Raw genomic sequence first — 25289 nt, 5'->3', positions numbered from 1 at the left:
CTTGATCTGTTCAGGGATCTATTGGGCTCTTTCGCGGACGACGTGGGCGATATCGATGCGCTTGACCAGGCGCGCGGCCGGGAGCTGTGAGAGTGCCGCGGCGGTGAGGACCGCGATAACGGCCAGGACCGGGGCCGCGACGCCGAAGCTGAGGCCGAAGGTGAACATGTCGCTGGTGAACGAGCGCAGCAGTGTCCAGGCCGCCAGATATCCGGCGGCCAGCCCGAACGGAACGGCCAGCAGGGTGGCGGTGAGATTCTCGGCCGCGAGCACGGCGGTCAACCGGCGTACCGGAACTCCCGCCGCGCGCAGTGTGGCCAGTTCGGTGGTGCGTTCGGCGAGGTTGACCGTCATGGTCATGTAGATGACGGTGAAGGCCAGGACCGCGCCGAACAGGAGCATCGCGCCTATGAATACCCAGAAAAGGCCCAGAAATCGGTCGATCTCGTTGTGCACTGCCCGGGAATCGCTGTAGGCGACAACGCCGGGCATGTCGATAACACTGGCGCGCAACGTATCTCGTTCTACTCCAGAGGCGAAAGCCAGTAGGTAGCCCTGCTGGCTGGCACCGCCGACTTCGGCCGCTGTCGCCTGGGCGGCATAGGTGAATGTGCCCAGCGGCTCATCCACGAGCCCTGCCAGCCGCTCGGTTCGAGGAGTCCCGAGAAGCGGTGTGACAGTGAGGGTGTCGCCGACCGAGAGGCCAAGCCGCTGCGCCGCGGCGGTGCCGGCGAGAATGCCCGCGCCGGGGAGCTGCCCGGTACCGCCGCCGGGAGTGCGGAACGTGTGCATCGTCGTGCCGGATACCAGCCCGGTCAGTGTGGTCGAGTATGTCCGCCCGCCGGCGGTGAGGGTTACCGGCGTGAAGGTGACCGGTTCGACGGCGGTGACACCGGATATCGAACGCAACTGGGCGGCAAGCTCATTCGACGGTGCCGAAGCGATGACCGTGGCATCCGCCCGTTCGACTTCGTCGAATTGGATGCGCACGGCCGAGCGCATGCTGGTGAGCATTCCCACCGAAGCCAGGATCAGCACCAGCGCGAGTACGGTGCCGGTCATCGTCGCGACAGTGCGGCGGCGCTCACGCGCCAACGAGCGCAACGTCATTCGCACCAGCACGGGCAACCGACGCTGGCGTGCCGACCAACGGCCGAGCATTCCCGCACGTGCGGGACGAAGCCCGTCACCCCGCATGGCCGCCGCGGGCGCCATGCGCGCCGCCGCCACCGCGGGGGCCAGGCCCGCCACCAGTCCGGTGAGCGCGCCGAGACCGGCGGCGACAGCCATGGTCGGCAGTCGGTGATCAACGACCGTGTCGGGGATTCCGATCGCTTTCGTGTATGCGGTGGTTATCACCGAGGTGGCCACCACACCGCCCAGGACACCGAGGACGGTGCCGATGATCGTCATGACGACGCCGTAGCTCACATAGTGGGCTATGACGGTCCGGCGGCGCGCGCCCATCGCCAGCAGGGTGCCGATGATCGGCCGATCGGACAGTACGAGCCTGGTGATCAGGATGTATACCGATACGGCCGCAGCGACCAGGAACAGTGTGGGGAAGGCGACTGCGAGCTCGGAGAATCCGCTGAGGTCTTCGTGCAGTGCCGCGTTGGACGGCTGGTCGGCCTGCCGCTGCACGTCCACCGCCCCCGCTCCGCGCAACTGGTTCTCGACCTGAGAACGGTCGAATGCCGTTGCTGTCGAGGACATCTCGACGAGAGCCTGATCAGGAACCGTCCCCCCGGACAGGCGCGAAACCTGATCCTGAGGTCCGAAGACCACCGCGAATCCGTGCGGATCGCCGAGGACCTCCTGACGACTGCGAGCCGGCCACAGGTATTCCGGCGACCAGGCGATGCCCGAGACGGTGACCGTATGCCAGGTCGTACCGTCGAAGAGTCGCAGGCCGCTGCCCACCCGCAGGTCGAAGGTCTGCGCCGCGTGCCGCTCGACCACCACCTGATCGGGGTGCGCCGGATCGGGCAATTGCCCTGCGGTCAAGCTGATCTCGTTCACGGTCGGGCCGTCGGGCAGTCCTACGACCCGGCCCAGCAGTTTCGAACCGCCGATGGTCATGGGCACATCGGTATGGGTGCGCACCGCGACCCGCGCAACCCCGGGCGCATGGCGCACAGCGTCGGCTACTCGCGCGGAGTCTCCGCCGTCGGCGGTGAAATCCGCGAAGTGCAGCCGCGAATACGTGCGCTGGTAGGAGGACTCCAGATTGCGGAACGAGTCGAAACTGGCGACGAAGAGCAGCACCCCGAGCAGCACCGTCACAGCGATGGCGGCCACCTGGGCGGTTCGCCGCCGCAGATCTCGCAGCATCTTCTTCGTGAGTACTCGACTCGTGGGCATGAGCATCGCACTCACCACTGAATGGTGGTGGCGGCAACGGGATTCGCGACGACTTCGTCGGAGACCACGCGCCCGTCCCGCATCCGGATCACCCGATCGGCGATCCCGGCGACGACCTCGTTGTGGGTGACCATCACGACGCCCCGACCGGCGCGACTGGTCTGTTGCAGCAGGGCGAGCACACCCTGCCCGGTAGCGACGTCCAGCGCGCCGGTGGGTTCGTCCGCCAGCAGCAGGTCCGGGTCGGTCTCCAGGGCTCGTGCGATGGACACCCGCTGTTGCTGGCCACCCGACAGCTGCGCCGGGAAATGATCGGCGCGATCGGCCAATCCGACCGCGGCCAGCAACTCCGGTATCTGACGGCGATCACCGCGGCCGGTCAGCTCGACGATGACCTCGACGTTCTCGCGCGCGGTGAGGGTCGGGATGAGGTTGAAGAACTGGAAGACGAATCCGATATGGTCCCGCCGGAACTCCCCCAGAGCGGACGGTGGACGTCCCGAGATCTGCTGCCCCGCAACGATTACCGAACCGTTGTCGGCACCTTCTATGCCGCCGATGACATTGAGCAGTGTGGTCTTTCCCGAACCACTGGCGCCGAGGACCACAACCAGCTCCCCCGGCCGGATGCCGAGGTCGACGTCGATGAGGGCGTGCACCGCGGCCTCACCGGTGCCGTAGGTCTTGTTCACCCCGCTCAGCGTGAATCCACCGCGGGGGTCATCAACTTTGGTCGGGTCCGGCTCGTTCATCCGACAGTCCTTCGCTCGCTCGGCTTTCGGTCAATCCCGCCGCGCGCAGCAGCGGGCCCGTCACATCCACCGCACCCAAACTCGGATCCATCAGCCGGTGCAGAATCAGTCCGTCGAGCAACGCCACCACCACCGCGGCCGTCGCTTCCGGATCCGGCACCGCACTGTTGTCGCGAAACCAGCGCGCCAGCACCGCCCGCGCCTCCGCCACCAGTTGCCCCAGTTCGGCCCGGAGCCGCTCGTGGCGGGTCGCGGCCAGCATCATCTCCGTCATCGCCACCGTCATCGGGTCGGCGGAGGTGTACGAGCTGATCGCGGTGAGCATCCCGCGCATCGCGTCCGGCCCCGGAACCGCCAGCACACCCACCATGACCGACTCGTACTCACACCTGGCCGTGTGCACCGAGGCGTCGATCAGGAGGTCGGTCACCGACGAGAAGTGGTAGTGCACCAGTCCCGGCCGCACACCCGCTCGTTCGGCAACCAGTCGTGTGGTCACCGCACCCCAGCCGAGTTCGGCGACGAGCTCGACCGCTGCGGCCATCAGGCGCGTGCGGGTCTCGCGGCCTTGCTCTGCTGCGGTGACCACCGAACCTCCTCCGATTGGACAATCACCTTGGGCATATGCCCAAACTAACAGCGAAAGTGGCACTGTGCAATAGATGCATTGCGCATGATTCGGATCCTCCTCCGAATCACACCGCCGCGAACGACTATGCGGACGGCACCGCCGATTCCTGTTCGATCACCCGAGGCGGCGCACCGCGAGAGCCCTGCAATGCGGCGAGGACGGCGCGGTAGGTCAACCAGCCGACAACGGAGCTGCCGTCGCGGTCGAGGACGGGTATACCGGTCCCTTCGGCGCCACTGAGAGCGTCGAGCGCCTCTGCGAGAGAAGCGCTTTCGGTAACCTTCGCCGGCATGATGGCGACGTCGCTCACGGTCTCGTGGTCGGATTCGGGGTCCGACAGCGCCTCTGCCACCGAGCGTGCGGTGACGCAGCCGTGATACCTCTGATCCGCGCCGACCACTGGCAGAATTCCGTTGGCCGACATCCACACAACATGGTTCGCCGCAGTGAGCGGAACGGCGGCAGAGATCGGCTCAGGCATCGATTCCATCACCGATCCGACGGTGGACTTCTGCAGAAGAGCAACCGAACCATGGTGTGCCGCATCGAGATTCACACCACGACGGGTCAGCTTGAGGGTGTAGATGGTTTCCTTCGACAGCAATCGCGACACCCCGGTCGCCGCGACGACCGCGAGCATCAGCGGCAGGATGATGCTGTATTCGCCGGTCAGCTCGAACAGGATGATCACTGCGGTGATCGCCGCACGGGTGGCGCCGGCGAAGGCGGCTCCCATACCGATCAGACCGTACATTCCCGGCGACGCCGTGGCGCCGGGAAACAGATCGTGGACGACGACACCGAACGCGGTGCCGCCCATCGCCCCGATGAACAGCGAGGGCGCGAAAACCCCACCGGAGCCGCCGATTCCGATGGTGAGGCTGGTGGCGATAACCTTCCCCGCCATCAAGATCAGTAACATCCACAGCACATATCGGCCGTCGATAGCGCGGGCCAGCACCGGATAGCCGACGCCGTACATCTGCGGTAAGACCAGCAGCACCCCGCCGAGCACGAGCCCGCCCACAGCCGGGCGCAACCGCTCCGGGCCGCGCCAGGCCCAGTCGCAAGCGTCCTCGATCCAGTACAGGATGTGGGTGAATCCGACACCGACCGTGCCGATGGCGATCCCCAGGACAACGAAGATCAGGTATTCCCACCCCGAATGCAGTGAGAACACAGGCAGATCCAGGAACGGGTGATTGCCGAGCGCCGCCCGGCCGATGACGCTCGCGGTGACACTCGACAGCACCACCGCACTGAAGGACTCGGCGGCGAAGTCGCGCAGAATCAGCTCCATCGCAAAGAAGGGACCGGCGATCGGGGCGTTGAAGGTGGCCGCGATGCCGCCCGCCGCCCCGCAGGCCACCAGGATTCGCATCCGGTTCTCCGGCATCCGAGTCAGCCGGCCCAGACTCGAGCCCCAGGCCGAGCCGATCTGCACGATAGGCCCCTCTCTGCCGACCGACCCGCCGCCGCCGATACACAGCGCCGAGGCCAGCGCCTTGACGATCGTCACCTGCGGCGGAATCCGGCCGCCGCGCGCGGCGACGGCGTACATGACCTCAGGCACCCCGTGCCCGCGCGCTTCCGGTGCGAACCGGGTTACCAACGGGCCGTAGATCAATCCGGCGACCACCGGCGCCAGCAGTACGAACCACGGCCCCAGCCACGGCACGTGCGGATTGGCGGTGTGACCGGCCGCCGAGTAGTCCTCGTGGCCGGAGAAAAGCCGGGTGAAGGAGATGATCATCCAGCGGAATACGATCGCGCCGCCGCCCGCGCCCGCACCGATGACGATTGCCAGAATCACCAGTCCGCCCCGGCTGCCGCGTAACCATTCCCCCACCGGCACACGAGCCGGGGCCTGTAGGGACCATCGTCGAGCGGATGGGACCTGTGTCGCTGTCATCTATAACCTCATCACAACCATAAACATGCAGACTGCAACTATTGTAGTGTGCGTCAATCCGGATGTGGCCACCCGGGTGGCCACACCGACGCACGCGAGGCGCCGACCACCCTTTCAACACACGCAGTGAGCAACTGTTGCATACTGCCTCTATGTTGGCGGCGATGAGCGATTCAGCACCCACTCCCGAGGTTCTACTGAGGACATGGACGCTGTCACCGTTCGTCGACGTCGCGATCGTCGCCTGCGCCGTGATCTACCCGTGGCTGGTACGCCGAACGCGAAGTCAGGGCCGGCCTTGGCCGGGCGAGCGGATCGAGAGCTGGTTCTCGGGACTGGCAGTCCTGGCGCTGACGACCAACGGGGCGCTCGCGGTCTACGCGCACACTCTGTTCGCGGTGCACATGGTCGTACACCTGTTGATGATCATGGTCGTACCTGCACTGTTCATCTGGGCGCAGCCGATCAGGTTGGTGCACAGCACATCAGGGCCACGCATGCAGGCAATGATCGATCGGCTGCGCACCCGCAGCCCGCTGCGGTTTCTGATCTCGGTGCGGTTCACCTTCCCGCTCTACAGTGCGGTCCTGCTGTTGACCCATCTCACCGGATTCCAGCAGGCCATGGCGACACACATGTGGATTCACGACGCCGAACTGGCCTTGTATTTCCTCAGCGGCTATCTGCTGCTACTACCGCTGATCGGCGGCGAGCTGACGACCGAACCGCCGCGCCCGTACCCACTGCGGCTGATCGTGCTGGCCGCCTGCACCGGACCCGACACCCTCGTCGGCGTCACGCTGATGATGTCCTCGACCGTACTCGCGCCCGCCTACGGCGCATCCCGCACCTGGGGACCGACCGCACTCAGCGATCAAAGCACCGCCGGAGTGATCATGTGGGTCGGCGGTGACGGATTGATGATGGTGCTGATGCTCATCGTTGTCGCGCAATGGATCCGGTCCGGCGACCACGGCCTGGGCCCTTGGCTCGACGGCGTCCGACAGCGCGCCACCCTCGGCGAATCCGCATCCGCCGTCACCGACATCAACGACGAGCAAGCCGCGCTGGATGCCTACAACGCGCGGTTGGCCGCACTCCACGGCCGGTCTCGAAATCCGGCCGATCCCGTCGAGAAGGACACTCCGCAATGACACACGCCCACAATACTTTTCAATGCCTTCACACGCTGACCCGTTGCGGCACAGCGGCTCTCCTGCTCGCTACCGCGGTCGCCTGTGCATCTCCCACCGCCGGCGGGACGTCGGCGCCCGCGAAATCCGTGCTCGATACCCCGCGTCCGGGCGATACCACCCCGGTCTCGCTGGAGATGTTCCACTGGATCACCTGGCGACCGTGGCACGGAACCCGACTGCCCACCTCCGACCGGTGGGGTCCGGCCACTGTCCACGGCGACGCCGCAACAGGATTCAGCCACACTCCGGAGGGGGCGGTCATGGCCATGATGCAACACCAAGCCCGCCTCGCCGGAACCAGCGACACCGATTGGCCCGCCGCCGCCCGCGCGATGGCCGTCGTCGCTCCCGCCGACCAGCCCCCGACCCATCGCATCGCCACGGGCTTCGACACCGGGTCTCCGCTCCCGTACTTCGCCGGGTTCCGCTGGCTGTCCTTCACCGCCGATCGCGCGGAGGCGGACCTTGCCCTGCAGACCAACGACGGCACCCTGTACTCCCTGCATGTCATCGAGATCTGGGCCGATGCCGACTGGAAAGCCGAGCTACCGGCCAGCGGCGGCAACCTCGAGCCGTTGAACGGGATGGACGAGTACCAGCCTTGGCCCGGCACCCCCCGATGATGTGCGACAGTCTCTGTATGCCCGAATTCGATTCCATCACTTCGGCGATGCGGTTGTACACCGGCCCAGCCGTCGCGGCAGGATGGGACCAATCGGTGAACACGGAGTGTCGGAGGTAGTTGTGGTGGCGAAGGATGCGGTGGTCGGAGAGTCCGTCGATGAGATCACCGACGCGCTGCTGGCCGCGTCCCGATTGCTCGTCGCCCTGTCGGCGCGCTCTATCGCACTGGTCGACGACTCTCTCACCATCCCGCAGTTCCGGACCATGGTGATCCTGTCGACCAGAGGACCGTCGAAGGTCGTAACACTGGCCGGGGCACTCAACGTGCAGCCTTCGACCGCAGCGCGGATGGTCGAACGACTGGTCGTCGCAGATCTGGTGGATCGCAACCCCAATCCCGATTCGCGGCGCGAACTCATCATCGAATTGACCGAGCACGGCCGCCGCGTGGTCGACGAGGTCACCGCGCACCGGCGGCGCGAGATCGCCTCGGTCGTGCAGCAGATGCCGAAGGCGGACCGATCCGGTCTGGTGCGCGCGCTGACGGCGTTCACCGTCGCGGGCGGGGAACCGCACGCCGATCTCGATATCGACAGCTATCAGCTCTGATTCCCTGTCTCCTTTCGAGATGAAACCGAGGCATAGTGCAACTATGGCATAGTGCCTGTTTCGGATAGAGCGGGAAGCACGCTCCAGGGTGTGGCAGCAGGGTACGAGTGACCACACCAAGGGCTCGGGGCGGTTAGGCGGGAATTCCCGCGCGGCAACCGAAACCCATTCGAGGAGCTGAGCCCCATGGTGCTGGAAATCTTGGCCGTATCACTGGCCACAATAGGTCTGCTCGCGACAGTCGCGATGCTGATGATCGGCTTCGCCAACCTCGCGGACATGCCGGTCTGTGTCCGGTGCCGGCAGTGTTCGCACTGGACCTACGACATGAATCACCGACACGAGCCGACGTGCATGCGGTGCCGCCTCACCGGCGGTGGATCCCACGCTTCGACCGATGTCGGCCGCTAGCCGTTTGCGGACCGGATCCGCACGGGCGCTTGACCATGCGCACCGAGGTCCTCGCCTGCCTTATCCCCAACTGCGCCGGGAAGATTACGCCCTCGGCCGAGACAGCACCATCTCCTCGGCTTCCGGCCGTACGGTGAGCGTGACGTCGCACCCTCTGTGATCCTGATTTGCGGTTCATGCCTTGACAGCGCACGAAAGCAACCAACGGCTCCGCGGCGGTACCGGTACGCATCGACCGGTCGACGCACCGTTGCCCGGGTTCTGACAATGCCGGCGCCCCCACCCACCAGCCGCCGGATCGGACTGTAGGGCGTGGTCGCGATCGGCATCGGCGGCATGGTGGGTGGTGGCATCTTCGCGGTGCTGGGATTGTCCGTGCAGATCACCAAAGGTGCTGCGCCGGTGGCATTCCTGCTCGCCGGGCTGGTGGCATTGCTGACCGCGCGCTCGTATGCGCTGCTGTCGAAGTCCTAGTCAACGCCGCCGAAGCCCGCACCTCGCGCCAACGTGGGTCGGCGCCTTGGATTTCCGTGCTGGCCGCCACTGCCTGCCTCGCGGCTCTGGCTGCGCTGATCGCCAAAAACAGTCTCGGAGCCGTGAGGTTCCTCGTCGCGATGATCGCCCTGTCCTTCGGTGTCGAGGCAATTTTCCGAAAGGCCAGCGGCAGACCCATCCACGCCTGACCGACGCTGGTTTCACGGGCGAACATTGTCCGGTGCGGCGAACCTACCGCGTGAAGAGCGCGACGATATCGCGTTCTGCTGCTTCAGGATCCGCCTGCAACAGCACTTCATCGCCGGCCCGCAGCGTCACTTCGGCGGTCACGGGCACCATATGCCCGCGGCGGATGATGACGCTGACCCAGGCGCCGGAGGGCAGATCGGCGACTGCCATACCGTCGGCCTCCGAATCGGCAGCGACGGTGAGGCGATGCAACCCGACCGGCTCGTGTTCGAACCGCACGCCCAACCCCCAAGGGCGCGGGTTCACTTCGCGCACCGGCACTCCGAGGCGGCGCGCGAGGAAGGGGACCGCGGCGCCCTGCACGATGACCGAGAACGCGACGACAACGAAGATGATCTCGTAAGTCCGGTGTGCGCCGCTGACGCCGGCATCGATGATGAAGGTGCCCAGCAGAATAGGCACGGCGCCCTTGAGACCGGTCCACAGCACGAACCATCGTTCACCCGCGGTGAGATCGACCCGCCACAGCAGCGCGCCCATGACGACCGGCCGAATGACGAAGGCCAGCAACACCGCCAATCCGAGCCCTATCACCCAAGCGCCACCACCGGCAATGCCCTCGCCGCCGGTGAGCTGGATTGTCAGTCCCAGCATGATGAACGCGACGATCTCCGCCAGGTTCGCCAACGCCGAGTGAAAGCGCACGATCTCGGCCTTGAACGGCGCGCGGCGATCACCGAGCACCACTCCCGCCACCAGGACCGCGAGAAACCCCGATCCGTGCGCCAGGGTCGCCAGCCCGTAGATCGCCAGCGCGCACATCAGCACCCGCACCGAGTACAACCCCGCCGCCGGCAGCGGAATGCGCCGCATGAACCACAGCAGTGCGGCGCCCCCGAGGCCACCCACCGCCGCGCCGACCAGCATCTGCGTCGTGAACACCCCGACCGCGGAGGCTACCGCGGAGGCGTGAAAAGTGGTGCTGCCCAACAGCACCACCATCAGCGCGATGCCGACCGGGTCATTGGCTCCCGATTCCCCCTGCAGCAGAACGCCGCTGCGGCCGGTGATCTCACGACGCCCCAGCACCGAGAACACCACCGCCGGGTCTGTCGGCGAGAGGGCCGTGCCGAGCAGCAATGCCAGGCGCCAGTCCAGCCCGAATACGAAGTGCGCGCAGGCCGCGAGCGCCGCGGCCGTGCACACCGTTCCGACCACGCCGATCCATACGATCGGCCCGGCCGTGGTGCGCAGACTGCGCCACCCGATCTGCATTCCACCGTCGAACAGGATGATCACCAGGGCGACGGTGACGACTCGTTCGACGAGGCCGACCGGCACCTCGCCCAGTCGCGGCCAGATATCGGAGGCTACTGCCGCTCCCACCAGAAACAATGCCGGTGCGGGTATGGGAATCCACGCGCCCAACCGGCTCGACAGCACAGCAGCGAGCCCGACCAGTGACGCGATCAGCAGAACCAGCGCAAAGGGGTCCACGTCAGTCATCGATACGCCACGAATCGTTCACAGCGGCACCGAGGACGACATCGCACGGTGAGCGCAGGCTCGGTGAGGACCACGCAATCTCGCGAGAACCTGGCGGACGGTAGTTATTCGATTGCTGCACTATTCCGACTCCGGCATGGCGCAGTGGGACGTCCGGGTGACCATTGAGGATCGATCGCATCTTCGACGCTGAATTCGTAGGCTACCGCGCTTGGCTGCGGGTCGCGGAGCACGATCGCGTTCCGTCAGACCCGGACGGCAAGTTGACGATCCAGAACCAGTGTTGGTCCGAGTATGGTGCTGCGGCCATTGGATTGGTTTCCTCACGACGTGCTGCGGGGCAGGTGAGCTTGCCGTCATCACGGATCCACTCCGACTTCGACGTTGCCGGACCTGCCCGTGAGGTCGAACCGGCGATAGTACCGACCCGTTGGTTGGCTGTTTCCCATTGCGCCACAGCATAATTCGGCGTTCACTGGGTGGGTTGAAGGAGGCTCCATGCCCAATCCGCAGCTGGTCAAGGTTTACAGTCAGCGCCGATACATCCACACCACCATGGTTCAACATCAGGGTGTGACAGTGGCATTCGCGATGGACGACACCCGGCGAATCCTGTACTCCGTTCTCGATATGTCCGGTGACACCGGCGATGCCTACGACGCGGGGAACTGGGCGGACAACCCGACAGAACTGGTCTTCCCGAACGAGATCGTCGAGGTCGGTTTCGCGGCGGCCGGTGCGGCGGTACTGCCAGTGATCAAGCGGGGCGGGCGTGTCGAGGCCACGGAACAGCTGCAGCCCGCGGAGATCGATCCGTTCCTGTCCTCCACCGCGAGACTCGGCTCGGCCGCGCCGTTCCAGGCGGTGTCGGACGGCACCAATATTCTGGTATTCCGGCAGTCGATCGACGCGGCACACCCGGACTCGGTGTTCAAACTGCCCAGCGGACAGGTGACTGGCAGCGCGGGCGGCGGCGGAATTGTGTTGGTGGACAACACTTTATTGTGCGACAGGTTCGTGCTGGCGGGTGCGGAGTTGCGGCCGTTGATGGAGGTGCGCTATCGGCGCAGTCGTCAGCGCACCCGGCCCGATTCGCTGCGTGACACCTTGGGGACCAAGGATATGGAGGGTAGGTCGTTCTACGAGCCGACGCAGGAGTTGACGTTCGTCGCGAACCTCACCGATGGCGCGTTCACGGTGCTGTTGCTGCCGACCCAGGTGTCGGGAGTGCGGCGCTGGCAGTTGTTCGCCCGCAACAACAAGACGCAGCGGATCGACAGTCTCAACATCGAGCAGTCCGGTGATGGTCTGTTCAACACCATGGGCAGCCAGTACTACACCAGCCCCGACCCCGCTTATGCGAGTGCGGTATTCGAGCGCCGCCCGGGGACGGACCAGTTCACCGGCAAGCCGCTGGTGCCGGTGGTGAGCACCTCGGGGTATGCCGAGACCGCGTTGCGATTCACCGGACCACCCAAGTACACCTTCGTCGCCTTGGGTAACCCGGCGCCGCTGCAGTTTACGAGCGCGGCGGGGTCGGTGGAGGCCTGGATTCGGCCGTCCGCTGTGGATGGCACCATCCTGACCAAACACGACGAGAACGGTGTCCTGGGCACGTTCACGCTGGCGTTGAGCGACACCGGCACGGTGATCGCGCGGCGCGGGGGCGGGATAACGCTCGAGTCGAATCGACCGGTGCAACTGAACACGTACTGCCATATCGCGGTCACCTTCGAAGGCGACACCGGGACGCTGTATCTCGACGGTGAGCAGGTCGCCGCAGGACCGCTACCGGTCGGAACAGCGATCAACACAGACGTATTGATCGGTGCCCGGACCGGCGGCCGAGCCGCGTGGTACAACGGCGAGATCGACGAGATCCGGATCTGGAACCGGGTCCGGCGACAGTCGGAACTGGCCCAGGAGCGGGGTGTGCGGCTGGTCGGCAACGAGCCCGGCCTCATCGCCTACTACCGGTTCGACGAGGGCGGCGGCACGGTGCTGTTCGACCAGACCGACAACCGCTGCGACGGCACCCTGATCAACAGCCCGGCGTGGGTGACCTCGAACGCGCCCATCGGTGACCACCCCGGCATGCGCCGGGAGAGTTTCGTATTCGCCGGGCGCACAGTGATTTCCGGTTTGGCCGCCACGCTGTACTTCCAGCAGGAGAATGTCGCTACCGGCTACGGCACCGAGCAGAAGCCGCTGAAGAAGCAGGCCCGGGTGCTACTGGCCGGAGTGACCAACGGGCCGGTGCCACCTGCGGGTGTTGCGGGCCGCTCGTATGTCGCTACGCTGGATTTCGCGGTCGGTCGCGATGGTCGGCTGGCACAGGTACCGGATCAGATCTCTCTGCCGGTGGTGGGCATTCCCGAGCCGGGCAGCGGCCTGGACCGCATCAGCGCGCTGGAACAGGCGATCAAGGCCCTGCAGACCCGCAATGCGAACGATGAAGCGTTCCTCGCCCAACCCGCAGTCGGCGCACAGACCATCGCCGCATGGCAGGCCGAGGTCAACGCCGCTGCGGCGGAAGTCGCTCGGCTGCAAGACCAGTACAACAAGGAAAACACGGTCACCAACTGGAGCTACCGAATCCGCAATATGGCGGACAACTCCTTCATGGGGGTGTTCTCCGCGACCGGCCAAATGCTGCGGCTCAGCGCGACGATGGACCCGCTCTCGGCCGCCACCACCTTCCGGATCCAGGACTCGGGGGTCCGCCGGGCGGACGGCAGACCCTACTACCTCATCGCCCCGCTCACCGGCGGCTACGGTTTCAAAGCTCCGCTGCGGGTGTCGGATGCGCGACCGGGCAACAATTCCGGTCCGCTGATCGGGGCCCCGCCGACCGGCGCGCCGGATGTCATCTTCTTCGACTTCCAGTACATGTTCGGCGCCACGGCCGGACCGAAGCCGGGCAGCGGCTCCTGGGCGCGATTCCTGATCAGTGTCGCGGACGAGTCCTCGACCGAAGGTGAGATCATCGCCCAGTCCAACGGGTGCCGAGTGTTGTTCCGGCCGTTGGCATCGGCCAAGGACTATCCCGGTACCGAAGACCGCTACCGCACTGCCAAAGCGGGCGAAACTGTTGACCCGAAGGCGGTCCGATACCAGTTCCAGCGGGTCGCCTTGGCCTCCGGTGTGGATGGCACGCTCCAAACCGCCAAGGTCCGGCTCGCCGCCATATACACGAAGATCGACGAGGCCCGCATGAGGCTCCGGTTGATGGACGAGGCGCGCGCTCGCCTGGCCGCCGGCCGGGTCGAGTTGGCCGCCAAACAGGACGAGTTGGCGGTACTGACCGCCGGTGCGAAGGGCAGCGCCGACGTGGTGCTGCCGATGCCGTATCTCGGTGTCGATCGCCAAGGCCTCAGTTACACAGGCGGATTGCTGGCGTTCGCGTGGACACCCGACACTCCCTTCCTCCTGGACAGCACGGTCGGTCACGTCGCCATGTACTTCCGCGGCGGCGACGGGCAATTCTTCGCCGCCTACTACGACACGACAGTCTCGCGCTCGAGCCGGACCCTGCCGACCGACAGCGCACCGCTGCGCGCGGTGAGCCGGGACGCCCTCGTCGACCTCGCGGGAACGACGATCACTGTCGGCGACGGTGACACTCCGCAACGGTGCACGGTGACCATCACCACCGGCACCGAGGTGGAAACCTTCCGGGCGGTACCCCGCACGCCCGTACAGTTCGCCAGCGTATTGAACGGAAACCCCGACCCCGCTTCGGTATTGATCGGTGTCGTGCAGCAGGCCGACGGCACCACCCTGACCCTGACGGACCCCTCGATCGAGGCACTGGCAGGGGGCGCGGCGGTCGCGGTGGGCGGGCAGGCGTTCCTGGTTGCCGCGAGCACTCCGGCTGGTTCGAAAGCCGTTGTCGTGCTGACCGGCAGCGTCACCGGTATTCCAGCCGGTGCGGAAGTTCGCGCGGTAGCCTACGACTCCAGTTGGGCCGCCGCCAGCCGCCCCGGGGTCTCCCTCGACGCCGGTTCCACCCGCGTCCGAGTGGAGACCGCCACCACCTCGGGCTCCGTACTCAACTGCACCACAACCGAATTGGTCCCGGGTCGCACCAGTCAGTGGCGGGGTGAGGCGCCCGGCAGGGCGTTCGCCTTCGACGGCAACCAGACCCGGCTCATGTTGCCCGCGGCTTTGCTGCCGCAGGCGCGTACCACCGCCGATATGACCCTCGAGGCGTGGCTGTTCCCCGACCGCGTGCCGCAGCGCGGCCAGGTGTTGCACGTGAACACCGGTTCCGATCCGGTCGATACCCGCCTCCAACTCGGAATCAACCCGGCGCCGCTCATGTCGGCCTTGACCTTCGACGGTGTGGGAGGCCGCGTCGACTGCGGGCCGGTTCCGCTCGACAACACCGACTTCACCATCGAGTTCATGGCCAAACGTCAGGCCGTCACCGGCCGCAGCGAGTTGATGATCGCCCAGGGCGACTCGCCGAGCGTGAACCGTGTGCTGCACATCGGATTCCGCGCAGACAACACCTTCACGTTCGCGTTTTACAGCAACGACCTGAATATCGCCACGCCCTTCACCGACCTGCAATGGCACCATTGGGCCGCAGTGTACGACCGGGCCAACAGCTTGCAGATCTTGTACCGGGACGGCACGGAAATCGGGCGGCGCACCGTCCCCTCGCCGTATGCGGGCAGTGGTGCTCTGACACTGGCCAATTGGGCCATCAGCAACTCCTCTGCCAATGTCGCCATGGACGAGGTGCGCGTGTGGGGACGGGTCCGCACCGTCGCTGAGCTCAACGCCGATCGGGCGCGCCGACTCACCGGACGAGAATCGGGGCTGCTGCGCTACTGGACCTTCGCCAACAAACGTGCCACCGATCTCTCCCCGGCGGGCCAGGACGGGATCTTGATCGGCGGCTGCGTGCAAACGGCGTCCTTCTTCGCCGGTCACCAGGTGTTCGCGGCCCTGGGGGACAGGTTCATCCGCAGCCGCGACGCGTTCCCGATCACCGAATGGGAACACCTCGCCGTCACGGTCCGCCAGTCCTGGGCGGTGCGACTGGAGGGGCGCGGGTTCCTCGATGCCGGTCGCGACGAAGCGCTCAATATCGTCGGCGACCTCACCGTCGAGGCGTTCGTGCGCGTGGACGCGCTCGGCCAGGATCAAGGGATCCTGTCCTACGGTCGTATCGGTGACGGCGAACCCGGCGGGGTGCCGTACCAGCTGGTGGTCCAGGCCGACGGCAAGCTGCGGTTCTCCTTCGAGGATCTCGACGGCAACCCGCAGAACCAGGTGTCCACCCGCGGAATCTCAGCGGGCACCTTCGCGCGTATCGCGGTAACCCGCAAGGGCGGCAACGAAATTCGCTTCTACATCGACGGCAGCGAGGCCGGCACCGTCCGCTATGACGGCAGCGCACCCCAGAGCAGTCCCGGCCCACTGGAATTCGGCCGGGCCCGCACCGGCACGGCGGTCGCCGGTCTGCGGGGAGTGCTGAGTGAGGTGCGGCTGTGGAGCGTGGCCCGCTCCGCGACCGACGTGTGCCGCGATGCGCCGCCGCGCAGTTCCGGCCTGATCGCGCACTGGAAATTCCCGGAGAACACCGGCAACATCACCGCCGACACCACCAACTCCTACCCGGCGCGACTGACCGGCGCGACCTGGGTCAAGAGCCCCGACCCGGCGGGCAGCCCGGCCCAGATGTACCGCAACGGCCAATACGTGGCCTTCGATTCCGTCGGCAGCGGCGACGAACTGCGGACCGCCGGCCCCGGCGATCCCCAGTTCACCCTGGGCGGCCGCGTCGCGGGCGCGACGCTGCAGTACCCGTTCAGCGGTGTGCTGGAGGAGGTTCGGATCTGGCGCACCCTGCGCACAGACGAACAGATCACGGATAACATGTTCAGCCGTCTCAAGGGCGAGAAGGATCAGCTCATCGCCTGTTACAGCTTCGACGCCGACTCCAGTCTGACTGCGGTGTCCGCGTTGCGGGATACCGGGTTACGCGGCAACAACCTCACATTCGGCACCGCGGATCAGCAACCGAAGATGGTGCTGTCCACCGCGCCGATGTCCACCGATACCGCGCAGGTGCGGTCCGCGCTGTCCGGGGTGACCACCGCCTTCCAGGACCGCATCAGCGGTATCCCGGCGGTCACCGAATACGCCGACGCCCAATTCGACAGCCGCGGTGTCCTCGGCGGGGTGATGAAACGGTGCTACTCCTACCGGCGGGACGGCGCCTGGTATCTGATCACCGGATACAAGATCGGCAACCTGATCACCGAATGGATCAGCCAGGCCCAATTCGATCCGCAGATCATCGGATACATCGAGGGCGCGCCGCCGGTGCCATCGGAAAACCTCACCGACCCAGCCACTCCCGACCTCACCGGCGCCTCGACCGTGGCGTTCCGGCAAGCGGACGCGGTCACCATCGCTCAGGCATCCAACAGTGCCGACAGCAAGAACTTCGCCTTCCAAGCGTCCCTGGAGGCCGTCCTCGGGGGCGAGATCATGCAGATCACCGCACCTCTGGGCGTCGGGATCGGCACACCGCTGCTCAAGATCCAGGGCAAAGTGAAATTCGGTGGCGGCTACGACTATTCACACAACTGGACCAGCGACAACTCGGTCTCGCGGGGCGTGAGCACCCACCGCGACACCTCGGTGAAACTCACCGGCGCGTGGGAGGATCCGAACAAGATTCTCAACGCGAATGTCGGGCGCCGGTTCCTGCCCGCGAACACCGGATTCGCTGTCGTGCAATCGGAGACCGTCGATATCTTCGCAGTCCGCCTGGCCCACAACAACGCACTGGTCTCCTACCGCATCCTGCCCAGCCCCGACATCCCCCGCGACTGGAACATCATCCCCTTCCCCCTCAACCCCCGATACACCAAACAGGGCACCCTCGACGGTGCGGTCGGCGCCACCGACACCGGCAAAGTCCTCGACCCCGACTACCCCCAAGCCACCGATCGCGGCGAATACAGCTACTTCAAACCCACCGAGGCATACGCGGTCAAACGCCGCATCCAACGCGAACAACAGCGCCTCGAAGGGCTCTACACCTCGATGTCCAACGAGCCGGTGATCGATCCCTCCGGTCTGGACTCCACCCGGGCGCTCAACAAACTCACGAACTACTCCTTCGCCCCGCCCGGCGGGCAAGGCGCTGACGTCGCGACCAGCGAGGTCGCCAAGAGCTTCGCCCACCGCAATCTCGCCAACACCTACGTCTGGACCGCGGCCGGCGGATTCTTCGCCGAGACCTCCGAAACCACCGATACCGTCACCGAAACCATGGGCGGCACCTACACCACGGGCTGGAAGCTCTCCGGTGGCGGCGGACTGAAATTCGACGGCCCTGGAGGCAGCGGATTCGAATTCAACTTCGAACTGTCCGGCGGCGGCACTCACAGCACCACGCAAACCAAATCCAAAGAGGCCACCCACAGCTTCGGGCTCGACGTCTCCTGTTCTCCCAGTGGCGATCTCAACCGCTATGACGATCAAGGCAAGCTGGTCTTCGACACCAACGGCCGACCGGTCAAGGTGCCGGGCAAGGTCGACGCCTACCGGTTCATGACCTTCTACCTCGACTCCGACAAGAACAACTTCGAGGACTTCTACGGCAAGGTCGTCGACCCCCTCTGGCTGGCCCAAAGCCAGGACAGCTACGCCGCGGCCCTGCGCCAAGCCCGCCAGTCCACCAAGAAACCACCCTGCTGGCGCATCATGCACCGCGTCACCTACGTCAGCCGCATCCTGCAGCCGATCCCCCTGCCGACTGCGGCCCCACTCGAAAAGGCCATGCGCGCAGAGAACATCGAAAGCAACTACGAACTGATCAAACGCCTCGAACCCTACGTCCGCGACGCCGCGACCACCCTCGACGAACTCACCGCCGCCACCAAGAACGCCCTCGCGGTGAACCTGCCCGAATTACTGCCCAACGCAAAGGAAATCACCACTTACCTCGCTCAGTACTTCGGCGTCGCCTGAACACCCTCGCTGCCTGCCGACCGTCGCACGCACGGCGACGGTCGGCCGCTCTCACCGAGCCGATTGCCGCAGGCGATAGGCCGCTCAAGGAACACGTTGCCCGATTCTCGGATCACGGTCACGCTCATCGGCTATGAGCGGATAGGTTGGAACCGGTGGGACTTCTGTTCCGAGCGGGCTACGCCTTGAGTGTGTCCCGCGCTGCGAGGTATCCGGCCCAGCTGGTCTGGGCGATTTCGGTCCATCGGTTGGCGGTGCAGGGGTGGATGCCCAGTAAGTCAGCGACAACTGGTGAAGGGAGTTCGCTGACGATCGCGATCATGGCGGTATTGCGTGCGGGCAGGTGAGGCAGTCCGCTCTCGCTGAGTAGCTGTTGCAACGAGCGTGGATGTCGCGGACGGGTCGCGGGTTTGCCGGGAAACAGATAGATCGAGGTACTCGTTGCCGGGATCAGCGCTCTTGCGACGGGTTGGGCGATCAGTTGTTCGATCAGCCGAGCGAGGCTGGGAGGCAACAGAACTGGGTGTCGTGCGAGGGTGAGGTAGGAGTCTTGGCCCTCACGCGAATATCTGTCGATGGTCAACGTGGTGATGTCTTGCAGCGAGAGGGCGTAGAGCCTGCTCAGCGTTCCGGCGACGCGGGCTTCGAGGTCCAAGCTCGCATCGGTCAGGCACCGCCGGAGCTGGTGTTGCTGGTCGGTGAGCTCTTGAACTTTGCACGGTGAGTTCGGGCGATGCGGGACGAAGATGAGCTTTCTGTCTGTGATTCGTGGCAGGAACCATCGCAGGAAGGCCGAGAGTGTTTGTCGTTGAGAAGGATTCGCGGCCAGATAGGTGTCGAGCGCACCCTGGTCGAGGGAGTCGAGGTCGATTGCGTAGCCGTCGAGCCAGGTGAGAAATCGGATGGCGGCACGGATCTGGGCCCGGTCGGCGCGCGAGGCCGCGTCGGTGTATCGGCCTCGTTCAGCGCGGCGGCGGGCGTCACGCAGAATCGACCATTCGGCGAACGGGCGGACCAGGCGTCTCTGTGGGTCGGGCAGGGTGCAGGTCAGATTCTCCGTCCAAAGCACGAGCTGGGCGAACGGCTCATTGCGCGGGCCGAGCACTCCGGTCGAGACCAGTAGTTCACGCAAATAGCGGGTGGCGTGGCCCTGGGGCAACCGGTCGAGGGCATCGTGGCTGATCTCGGTTCCGGCCGCGACGAGCTGGGAGAGCCGTTGCGCGGAGCGGGTGGAAGTCACCCAGCGCATCAGGGTCCAAGAGTTCGCGGTGGCCAGTGCGTCGGCGAAGGGGCGCAACTGGTCGATGACGTTGCCCTCGGCGTCGCAAATCAACTCGTTTACACGATCGATCGCGACACACTTGCTGCAGCGACCCTTGGCGAAGATATCGCCTTCGTGACCGCATTGGCGGCACGTGTAGTTCAGCGTCGACCCCGCACATCGTGGGCAGATCGGTCCTGCGGCGGAGGATCCGACGAGCACACGAACCTCACCGCAGCTACTGCATGCCTGCGGGTGATGGGTCCGATGCCGGTGGCATCGGAAACAGATCGGCCCGACCGGCCAATGCGCGCAGGTCTGTGCCATTTCCGAGCAGAGCGCGCACACGCGGGTCTTGGGTGGTCGGCATGCCGAGCAGTGAAATCGCTTCTCTACCAAGGATCCTGCTTTGGTTCGACCGCAGATAACGCATTCTCCGACCGCGCGGGCGCACTGCGGGCATCGGTCGGGACCCTCGCCCGAACCAGCGGCCGATACCGAACTCGCTCCACCGCAGACCCCGCATTGAAACTGCGGCAGCAGGCTGCACGCACGGCAGATCGACCCGGTCGAAGTCCGAAGTTGCATGCGCGCGAGTTGTCCACAGTGCGAGCACACTCTGGGCCGCTGATCGGATTGACATGTGCTGCAAAACATTCCACCGTCGGGCAGTCGCTGTTTCGGGGGTCGTGTTCTCCCGCAACCCTGGCATTGGACCATCCGGTTCGGATCGTTGTAGTAGCAGCGGCGACATATCGATCCGGCGGCATCGCGAGTGGCGAACTCGGCCACGATCCGACCGCAGCGAGCGCACGGTTTCGGCTTGCGTCCATGCGCAATGCACCGTTCGCAACAGCGCCCCTGCGGGCTCGGGCACCGTAAGTCATTGTCGGTGCGCCCACATCGGGCGCAGCCCAGCAATACCACCTTGTCGGCGAAACCCCGCGCGGCCAATAGCCGCAACAGTTTCGGCAGCGGAGACGGGCTCTGATGGCGTGGAGCGGTGAACGCGTCCGGGTGCTCACTCAGGTGTGCGTCGAGGCCGTAGGCACCGGTCGCACCCCACCCCTTGGCCGCACGCAGCAACTCCTCGGCACGGGCGCGACTCAATTCGGGGCCGGCGACTCGCAGGAGGATCTCGATCAGCCTGGCGCGGGTCTCGATCAGTTCGGTTGGTCGGCGAGTGGAACCGTGTCTGCTCATGGCTGTCCCGGGCGTCGAATGGTGGTGCGGCGTGGAGTGATCGGGCTCGAGGCGGGGGTGTCCGCGGTCTTGCGGAGCTGTTCGTTGACGATCTGTGGCTCGATCAGGTCGTTGGGGGTGCAGGCCAGGATGTCGCAGAGGGCGACCAGTACGTCCATGCTCATGCGTTGAGGTGGTTGAGTCACCAACCGGTAGACCTGTTCACGAGACAGGGTGATACCTCGCTCGGCCAGCAGAGGCACCAAGTTCGAGGTCTGGAACATTTGCTGGTCGGCCATCAGATCCCGCAAGCGCCAGCGATATCCCATCTTCTTGATCATGTGGACGTGTCCCAGTCGGTTCCGAGCCTCGCTTTGAGCGCGGCCGCGAGCATCGTGTTGCGGTATTCGTTGGATACCCCGGTGTAGACCGCAGTCGTCGAGGCGTGCGCGTGACCGACCTGTTCCTGCACGAACCGCGCCGGATAGCCGAACTCGATCAGGTGAGTGACGAACGAATGTCGCAAACAATGCACGTCGAGCCGCTCTTCCAGACCAGCATCATGTTTGGCCGCGACGAAGGCCTCGTTGATGGTGCGCGGCGATATCCGACCGACCCGCTCGGTGAGCCACAGGGCCGGGTGACGGCCGGGAGACAAGCGCGGACGCAATACGGTCATCCAGTCGTCGAGGACGTCGATGATCCAATCGAACTCCGGAACCAGCAGCACCGCGCGACGTTTGGGCGGCGTGCCCTTGGACGCCTTGCCGTAACGCACCATCGCCATGCCGAATCGTTCGAATCGCGGCATCGCGGAGTTCGCGCGCAAATCGACCAGGTCCAGCATCGCAGTCTCGGTGCGGCGGAATCCGTAGGCGTAGATCGTTTTCAGTATCGCCGCATCGCGCGCCGCGCTGAGTGCGCCCTTCACACCGCGGCCGAGGATTCTCGACGGCCGGGCATCGGCGGCATCGAACAGCGCTTGGATCTCGTCATAGGTCAACGGGCGCCGCCGCGGGTCTCCTTCGTACTCAAGTTTGTGCCGGACAGTGTTGCCTTCATGGAAGATCAACTGCGGCGCGGACCCGAACCGCTCCACGCATACCTGTGCCCACGCATACCGGGGGTCACGGATGAACGTCAGGAACACTCCGATCGATACTTCGTAATTGCGGGCCGTCGATATGGCGATCGGCGTGCTGCCACTACGCAAGTGATCGATGAACGCCTCACCCTCCTCCGGCGTCCATTGCCACGGAAACATGCCGGTGAACTCCATCAGCCGCCGGATCAGGCAGAGGCGGCGATGAATTGTCTTGCGGCACAGTATCTGTGCCGACTGCTGCCTACGCCACCCCTCCAGCATCGCCTCGAAGACCGCCGACGCGGGATCGAGGTGAACGACGTTCTCCGCCAGCATCAGATGCGCGGAACCGGGAGCGAGCCGAGTCACCCTCCTGTTGTATCCAATGCAACATAAATGCGTCAGAGGTCAACGGCAGGTCACCCCCGCCGCCGCACCTGTCACCTCGCAGTCGGAGGACGTACCGACCAGGCAGAACAGGGCACGCGCCGGGCTGCAATATGTTGCATCAGTTGCAATTCCGCTCGGTTACCTCTTCATACCAAACGAGCAACGACATCGCCGACCAGCCTTCCCGACACACTTGAACAGACCTTATCGACGCCAGCGGCTTTGCCGATCGGCAGCGGGCTACATGTCATCCGGACCGCCCGAGATCGGCCCGAACCGACTCAAGCATAGGGAAACTGTTGCATACTGCGTGAATCGGGTAGGGTCTCCGGCTCGTGGGAGTTCGTACAGCGCTCGTGCCACGGCGGGACGTGTGCCGATGGAGTGTGGTGACAGTCGTCGGGGTGGTCGCGGGGTATGCGGCGGTGCTTCTGGCCGATCGGCGCCACTTCTATATGGACGACACCGAATCCCAGTACGGGCCGATGTGGGTGATGCTGGGCCGGCATCTGCGCGAGGGGCGATTCCCGGCGCTGGTGCCCTGGGAGTGGATGTCGGGCAACTACTCGATGGAGGAGGCCGGGCTCTACAACCCGCCGCAGATGCTCGTCGACCTGATCGCACCGTCGGTGGACAATCTGGCGCTGTATGTGACCATCGTGAAGTTGATCTTCTCGATCATCGCCGCGCTGGGCGTGTTCCGGGTCTGCCTCGCCTACGGCTCGGACCCGGCCTGGGCGGCGGTGGCCGGGGTGGCCTTTCCGCTGTCGGGCTGGTTCCTGCTCTTCGACGAGGCCAGTTGGGCGACCTCGCTCACCGGCACCGCATGGATGCTGCACGCCTGGGCTTCGGCCATCCGCTATACGCGCGCCGACGACGACCGGAACTGGAGCCGCGGGCCGATTCCCGTGTTCATTTTCCTGTACCTGGCGATCTCGGTCCAATACGTCTTCCCCGCAGTGGAATCCGCGCTGATGATCATCGCGGTCGCCGCCGGAGAGGTCCTCTACCAACGGACATGGAAGCCCTCTCTGCAACTATTGGCCGTCGCCGCTTGCGCGGGCCTGGCCGGGCTGGAGACATATCTGCCGGGCATGCTCTCCTCGTCGGTGAGCTGGCGCGGCAACGAGCGCATCCTCAACGAGGATTTCCTGAACGTCCCGTGGTCGGAATCGCTCAACGCCAGCCTTCCCAGCACGGTCCCGGCGTTCACCGGATGGTGGGGATACGTACAACCATTGCCGATCGTCTACATCGCGTGGTTCCTGATTCCCCTGCTGGCCTTCATCGATTGGGCCGCCGTCCGGCGCGCGGCGCGCGAATTCGCCGGGCCGATGCTGTTCGCGGCGCTGTTCCTGATGTGGACCGCCGGACCCGGCCGGGTCGGGCCGCTGCGCTGGCCGGCGCGGGTGCTTCCCATGCTGGCGGTAGGTCTGCTGGTGCTGGTGTGCGTATGGCTCAGCCGGTACGGGAGTTTCACCGACTGGCGCCGCCGCGGCATCGCCGCGACCGTGCTGCTCGGACTGTTGTTCGTCCGATCATTCTGCGCGGCACCGCATCTGGTTATCCGCCATCTCGTCGCCGCCGTCGTGGTGGCCGCTCTCACCGCCGCACTGGTGTGTCTGCGCCGCACGCGCGGCATCGCGGCGGCATGCCTGCTGGCGATCGTGGCGATGTTTCCGATCGCCTACGACCAGGTGCGTGCGCAATCACCGACGCCGATGTCGTATCACTTCCCCGAACGGCGCTCGGACATGAAGTCCACGTTCCCGCATTTCGACGGCGTCACACTGCAACTCGCCGACCGGGCGCTAGTGCCACCGGCGCAGCAGAGCAGCACCGAGGCCTGGGGCTCACTGGCTTTCGGGAACTATGCCAAGAATCTGCGTTTGGACTATGTCAACGCCTACACCCCGATCGGGTTCGCGACATTCAGCAAGCTGCTGTGCATGGGCTGGGACGGCAGCACCTGCCCGGCCGCATACCGCGCCGCCTTCTCCGGCGAACCCGCCACTGGGCGAACATATGCCGACTTGATGAAGGTGGATCGTGTTGTGCTGCAACGCGCCCAGTATCCGGACGCTCGCAATTATCCCGCCCCACCGGGCTGGAAGTGGGTGGACTACCCCGGGCACGAAAGCTATATCTGGGTGCTCGAGCGCGAGAACGGGCCCATCTCCACCCGCGACGGATTCATCGCCGATGCACCGGGCGTCACCACCACACCGATCGGCCGGGACAGCGTGACCAGCCACATTCGGGTCACCTCGGCCGAAGGTGGGCAAGTGGTTCTCGCCCGCCTGGCTTGGCCCGGCTATCGCGTCACCTTGGACGGACACGACATCGGATTCCACACCATCGCGAATACCTTTGTTGCCGTCGATATCCCGCCGGGAACCCGCGACGGCGACCTGCTCGTCACCTGGCGGCCCCCCGGCTGGAAAAGCGGGACGCGCGAAAGCTATCGGACCAGCACAAATGGCCTCGATAGAATGACTGTCATCACACTGGGAGGTACATCCGTACTCGAGCACGGGCCGCGAGGATCCCGTCCTCGCGCACACCGACAGCCCTCCGCGAAAAATTCGGAAGCTCCGCCCGCATCCCGTCATTCGCTGATGGGTTCGGTTGTCGGGCAGCGCCGCGGGCACAGCGATAGAGTGCCCGAGAAGTTCTGAGCGTGCC

Annotated in this window: 15 protein-coding genes; 7 read left to right on the top strand and 8 right to left on the bottom strand. The window is 65.5% G+C overall.

Going from position 1 to position 25289, the window contains the following annotated elements; translation table 11 throughout:
- Positions 1-18: 18 nt before the first annotated feature.
- The 4 genes from OG326_RS21205 to OG326_RS21190 all read right to left on the bottom strand — a co-directional run bounded on the left by OG326_RS21205 (position 19) and on the right by OG326_RS21190 (position 5560).
- A complete protein-coding gene (locus OG326_RS21205) occupies positions 19-2370 on the bottom strand; it encodes an ABC transporter permease (protein ID WP_327146549.1) in 2352 nt (783 codons plus the stop codon).
- Positions 2371-2375: 5 nt separating this feature from the next.
- Positions 2376-3116 carry an ABC transporter ATP-binding protein gene (locus OG326_RS21200; protein WP_327138830.1) on the bottom strand — a complete coding sequence of 247 codons (741 nt, stop codon included), beginning with the start codon at positions 3114-3116 and terminating at the stop codon, positions 2376-2378.
- A complete protein-coding gene (locus tag OG326_RS21195; RefSeq protein WP_327138829.1) occupies positions 3088-3705 on the bottom strand; it encodes a TetR/AcrR family transcriptional regulator in 618 nt (205 codons plus the stop codon). The genes OG326_RS21200 and OG326_RS21195 overlap by 29 nt, the downstream gene beginning before the upstream one ends.
- Positions 3706-3829: 124 nt before the next feature.
- Complete coding sequence (locus tag OG326_RS21190) at positions 3830-5560, bottom strand: chloride channel protein (protein WP_327138828.1); 1731 nt, start codon at positions 5558-5560, stop codon at positions 3830-3832.
- Positions 5561-5823: 263 nt separating this feature from the next.
- Between OG326_RS21190 and OG326_RS21185 the strand changes: the two genes are divergently transcribed.
- The 5 genes from OG326_RS21185 to OG326_RS21165 all read left to right on the top strand — a co-directional run bounded on the left by OG326_RS21185 (position 5824) and on the right by OG326_RS21165 (position 9182).
- Positions 5824-6813: a cytochrome c oxidase assembly protein gene (locus OG326_RS21185; protein WP_327138827.1), complete on the top strand. Its 990-nt coding sequence runs from the start codon at positions 5824-5826 to the stop codon at positions 6811-6813.
- Positions 6810-7478, top strand: a complete 669-nt coding sequence (locus OG326_RS21180) for a hypothetical protein (RefSeq protein ID WP_327138826.1) — start codon at positions 6810-6812, stop codon at positions 7476-7478. Before OG326_RS21185 ends, OG326_RS21180 begins: the two co-directional genes overlap by 4 nt.
- A gap of 121 nt (positions 7479-7599) precedes the next feature.
- The gene (locus tag OG326_RS21175) at positions 7600-8088 is read left to right on the top strand and encodes a MarR family winged helix-turn-helix transcriptional regulator (RefSeq protein WP_327146548.1); all 489 of its coding nucleotides are present in this window, start codon (positions 7600-7602) and stop codon (positions 8086-8088) included.
- A 723-nt stretch (positions 8089-8811) separates the two neighbouring features.
- On the top strand, positions 8812-8973 hold the full coding sequence (locus tag OG326_RS21170; RefSeq protein WP_327138825.1) for a hypothetical protein: 162 nt from the start codon (positions 8812-8814) through the stop codon (positions 8971-8973).
- A gap of 56 nt (positions 8974-9029) precedes the next feature.
- Positions 9030-9182, top strand: a complete 153-nt coding sequence (locus OG326_RS21165; RefSeq protein WP_327138824.1) for a hypothetical protein — start codon at positions 9030-9032, stop codon at positions 9180-9182.
- 43 nt (positions 9183-9225) lie between these two features.
- Here OG326_RS21165 and OG326_RS21160 read toward each other — a convergent pair whose 3' ends face one another.
- Complete coding sequence (locus OG326_RS21160; RefSeq protein ID WP_327138823.1) at positions 9226-10689, bottom strand: cation:proton antiporter domain-containing protein; 1464 nt, start codon at positions 10687-10689, stop codon at positions 9226-9228.
- A 498-nt stretch (positions 10690-11187) separates the two neighbouring features.
- Here OG326_RS21160 and OG326_RS21155 point away from each other — a divergent pair, with 498 nt between their 5' ends.
- Positions 11188-18687 (top strand): LamG-like jellyroll fold domain-containing protein, encoded by a 7500-nt coding sequence (locus OG326_RS21155; RefSeq protein ID WP_327138822.1) that lies wholly within the window; start codon positions 11188-11190, stop codon positions 18685-18687.
- A 178-nt stretch (positions 18688-18865) separates the two neighbouring features.
- Here the strand turns inward: OG326_RS21155 and OG326_RS21150 are convergent, their stop codons facing one another.
- The 3 genes from OG326_RS21150 to OG326_RS21140 form a co-directional block, all read right to left on the bottom strand.
- A complete protein-coding gene (locus tag OG326_RS21150) occupies positions 18866-20020 on the bottom strand; it encodes a hypothetical protein (RefSeq protein WP_327138821.1) in 1155 nt (384 codons plus the stop codon).
- A 1127-nt stretch (positions 20021-21147) separates the two neighbouring features.
- Positions 21148-21471, bottom strand: a complete 324-nt coding sequence (locus OG326_RS21145) for a helix-turn-helix domain-containing protein (protein WP_327138820.1) — start codon at positions 21469-21471, stop codon at positions 21148-21150.
- Positions 21468-22550, bottom strand: a complete 1083-nt coding sequence (locus OG326_RS21140) for a tyrosine-type recombinase/integrase (protein WP_327146547.1) — start codon at positions 22548-22550, stop codon at positions 21468-21470. Before OG326_RS21140 ends, OG326_RS21145 begins: the two co-directional genes overlap by 4 nt.
- Before the next feature lie 509 nt (positions 22551-23059).
- Between OG326_RS21140 and OG326_RS21135 the strand changes: the two genes are divergently transcribed.
- The gene (locus tag OG326_RS21135) at positions 23060-25282 is read left to right on the top strand and encodes a hypothetical protein (protein WP_442791045.1); all 2223 of its coding nucleotides are present in this window, start codon (positions 23060-23062) and stop codon (positions 25280-25282) included.
- Positions 25283-25289: the final 7 nt, after the last annotated feature.

Source organism: Nocardia sp. NBC_01327, assembly GCF_035958815.1.
Lineage (GTDB): Bacteria > Actinomycetota > Actinomycetes > Mycobacteriales > Mycobacteriaceae > Nocardia.
Note: the sequence above shows the minus strand (reverse complement) of the source record. Positions and strands in the feature narration are given on the sequence as shown.

Bases quoted from the DNA above. Each gene is read 5' to 3' on its own strand.
- OG326_RS21205 (WP_327146549.1), bottom strand. From the start codon at position 2,370: ATGCTCATGCCCACGAGTCGAGTACTCACGAAGAAGATGCTGCGAGAT.
- OG326_RS21200 (WP_327138830.1), bottom strand. From the start codon at position 3,116: ATGAACGAGCCGGACCCGACCAAAGTTGATGACCCCCGCGGTGGATTC.
- OG326_RS21185 (WP_327138827.1), top strand. From the start codon at position 5,824: ATGAGCGATTCAGCACCCACTCCCGAGGTTCTACTGAGGACATGGACG.
- OG326_RS21180 (WP_327138826.1), top strand. From the start codon at position 6,810: ATGACACACGCCCACAATACTTTTCAATGCCTTCACACGCTGACCCGT.
- OG326_RS21160 (WP_327138823.1), bottom strand. From the start codon at position 10,689: ATGACTGACGTGGACCCCTTTGCGCTGGTTCTGCTGATCGCGTCACTG.
- OG326_RS21155 (WP_327138822.1), top strand. From the start codon at position 11,188: ATGCCCAATCCGCAGCTGGTCAAGGTTTACAGTCAGCGCCGATACATC.
- OG326_RS21145 (WP_327138820.1), bottom strand. From the start codon at position 21,471: ATGATCAAGAAGATGGGATATCGCTGGCGCTTGCGGGATCTGATGGCC.
- OG326_RS21140 (WP_327146547.1), bottom strand. From the start codon at position 22,550: ATGCTGGCGGAGAACGTCGTTCACCTCGATCCCGCGTCGGCGGTCTTC.
- OG326_RS21135 (WP_442791045.1), top strand. From the start codon at position 23,060: ATGGACGACACCGAATCCCAGTACGGGCCGATGTGGGTGATGCTGGGC.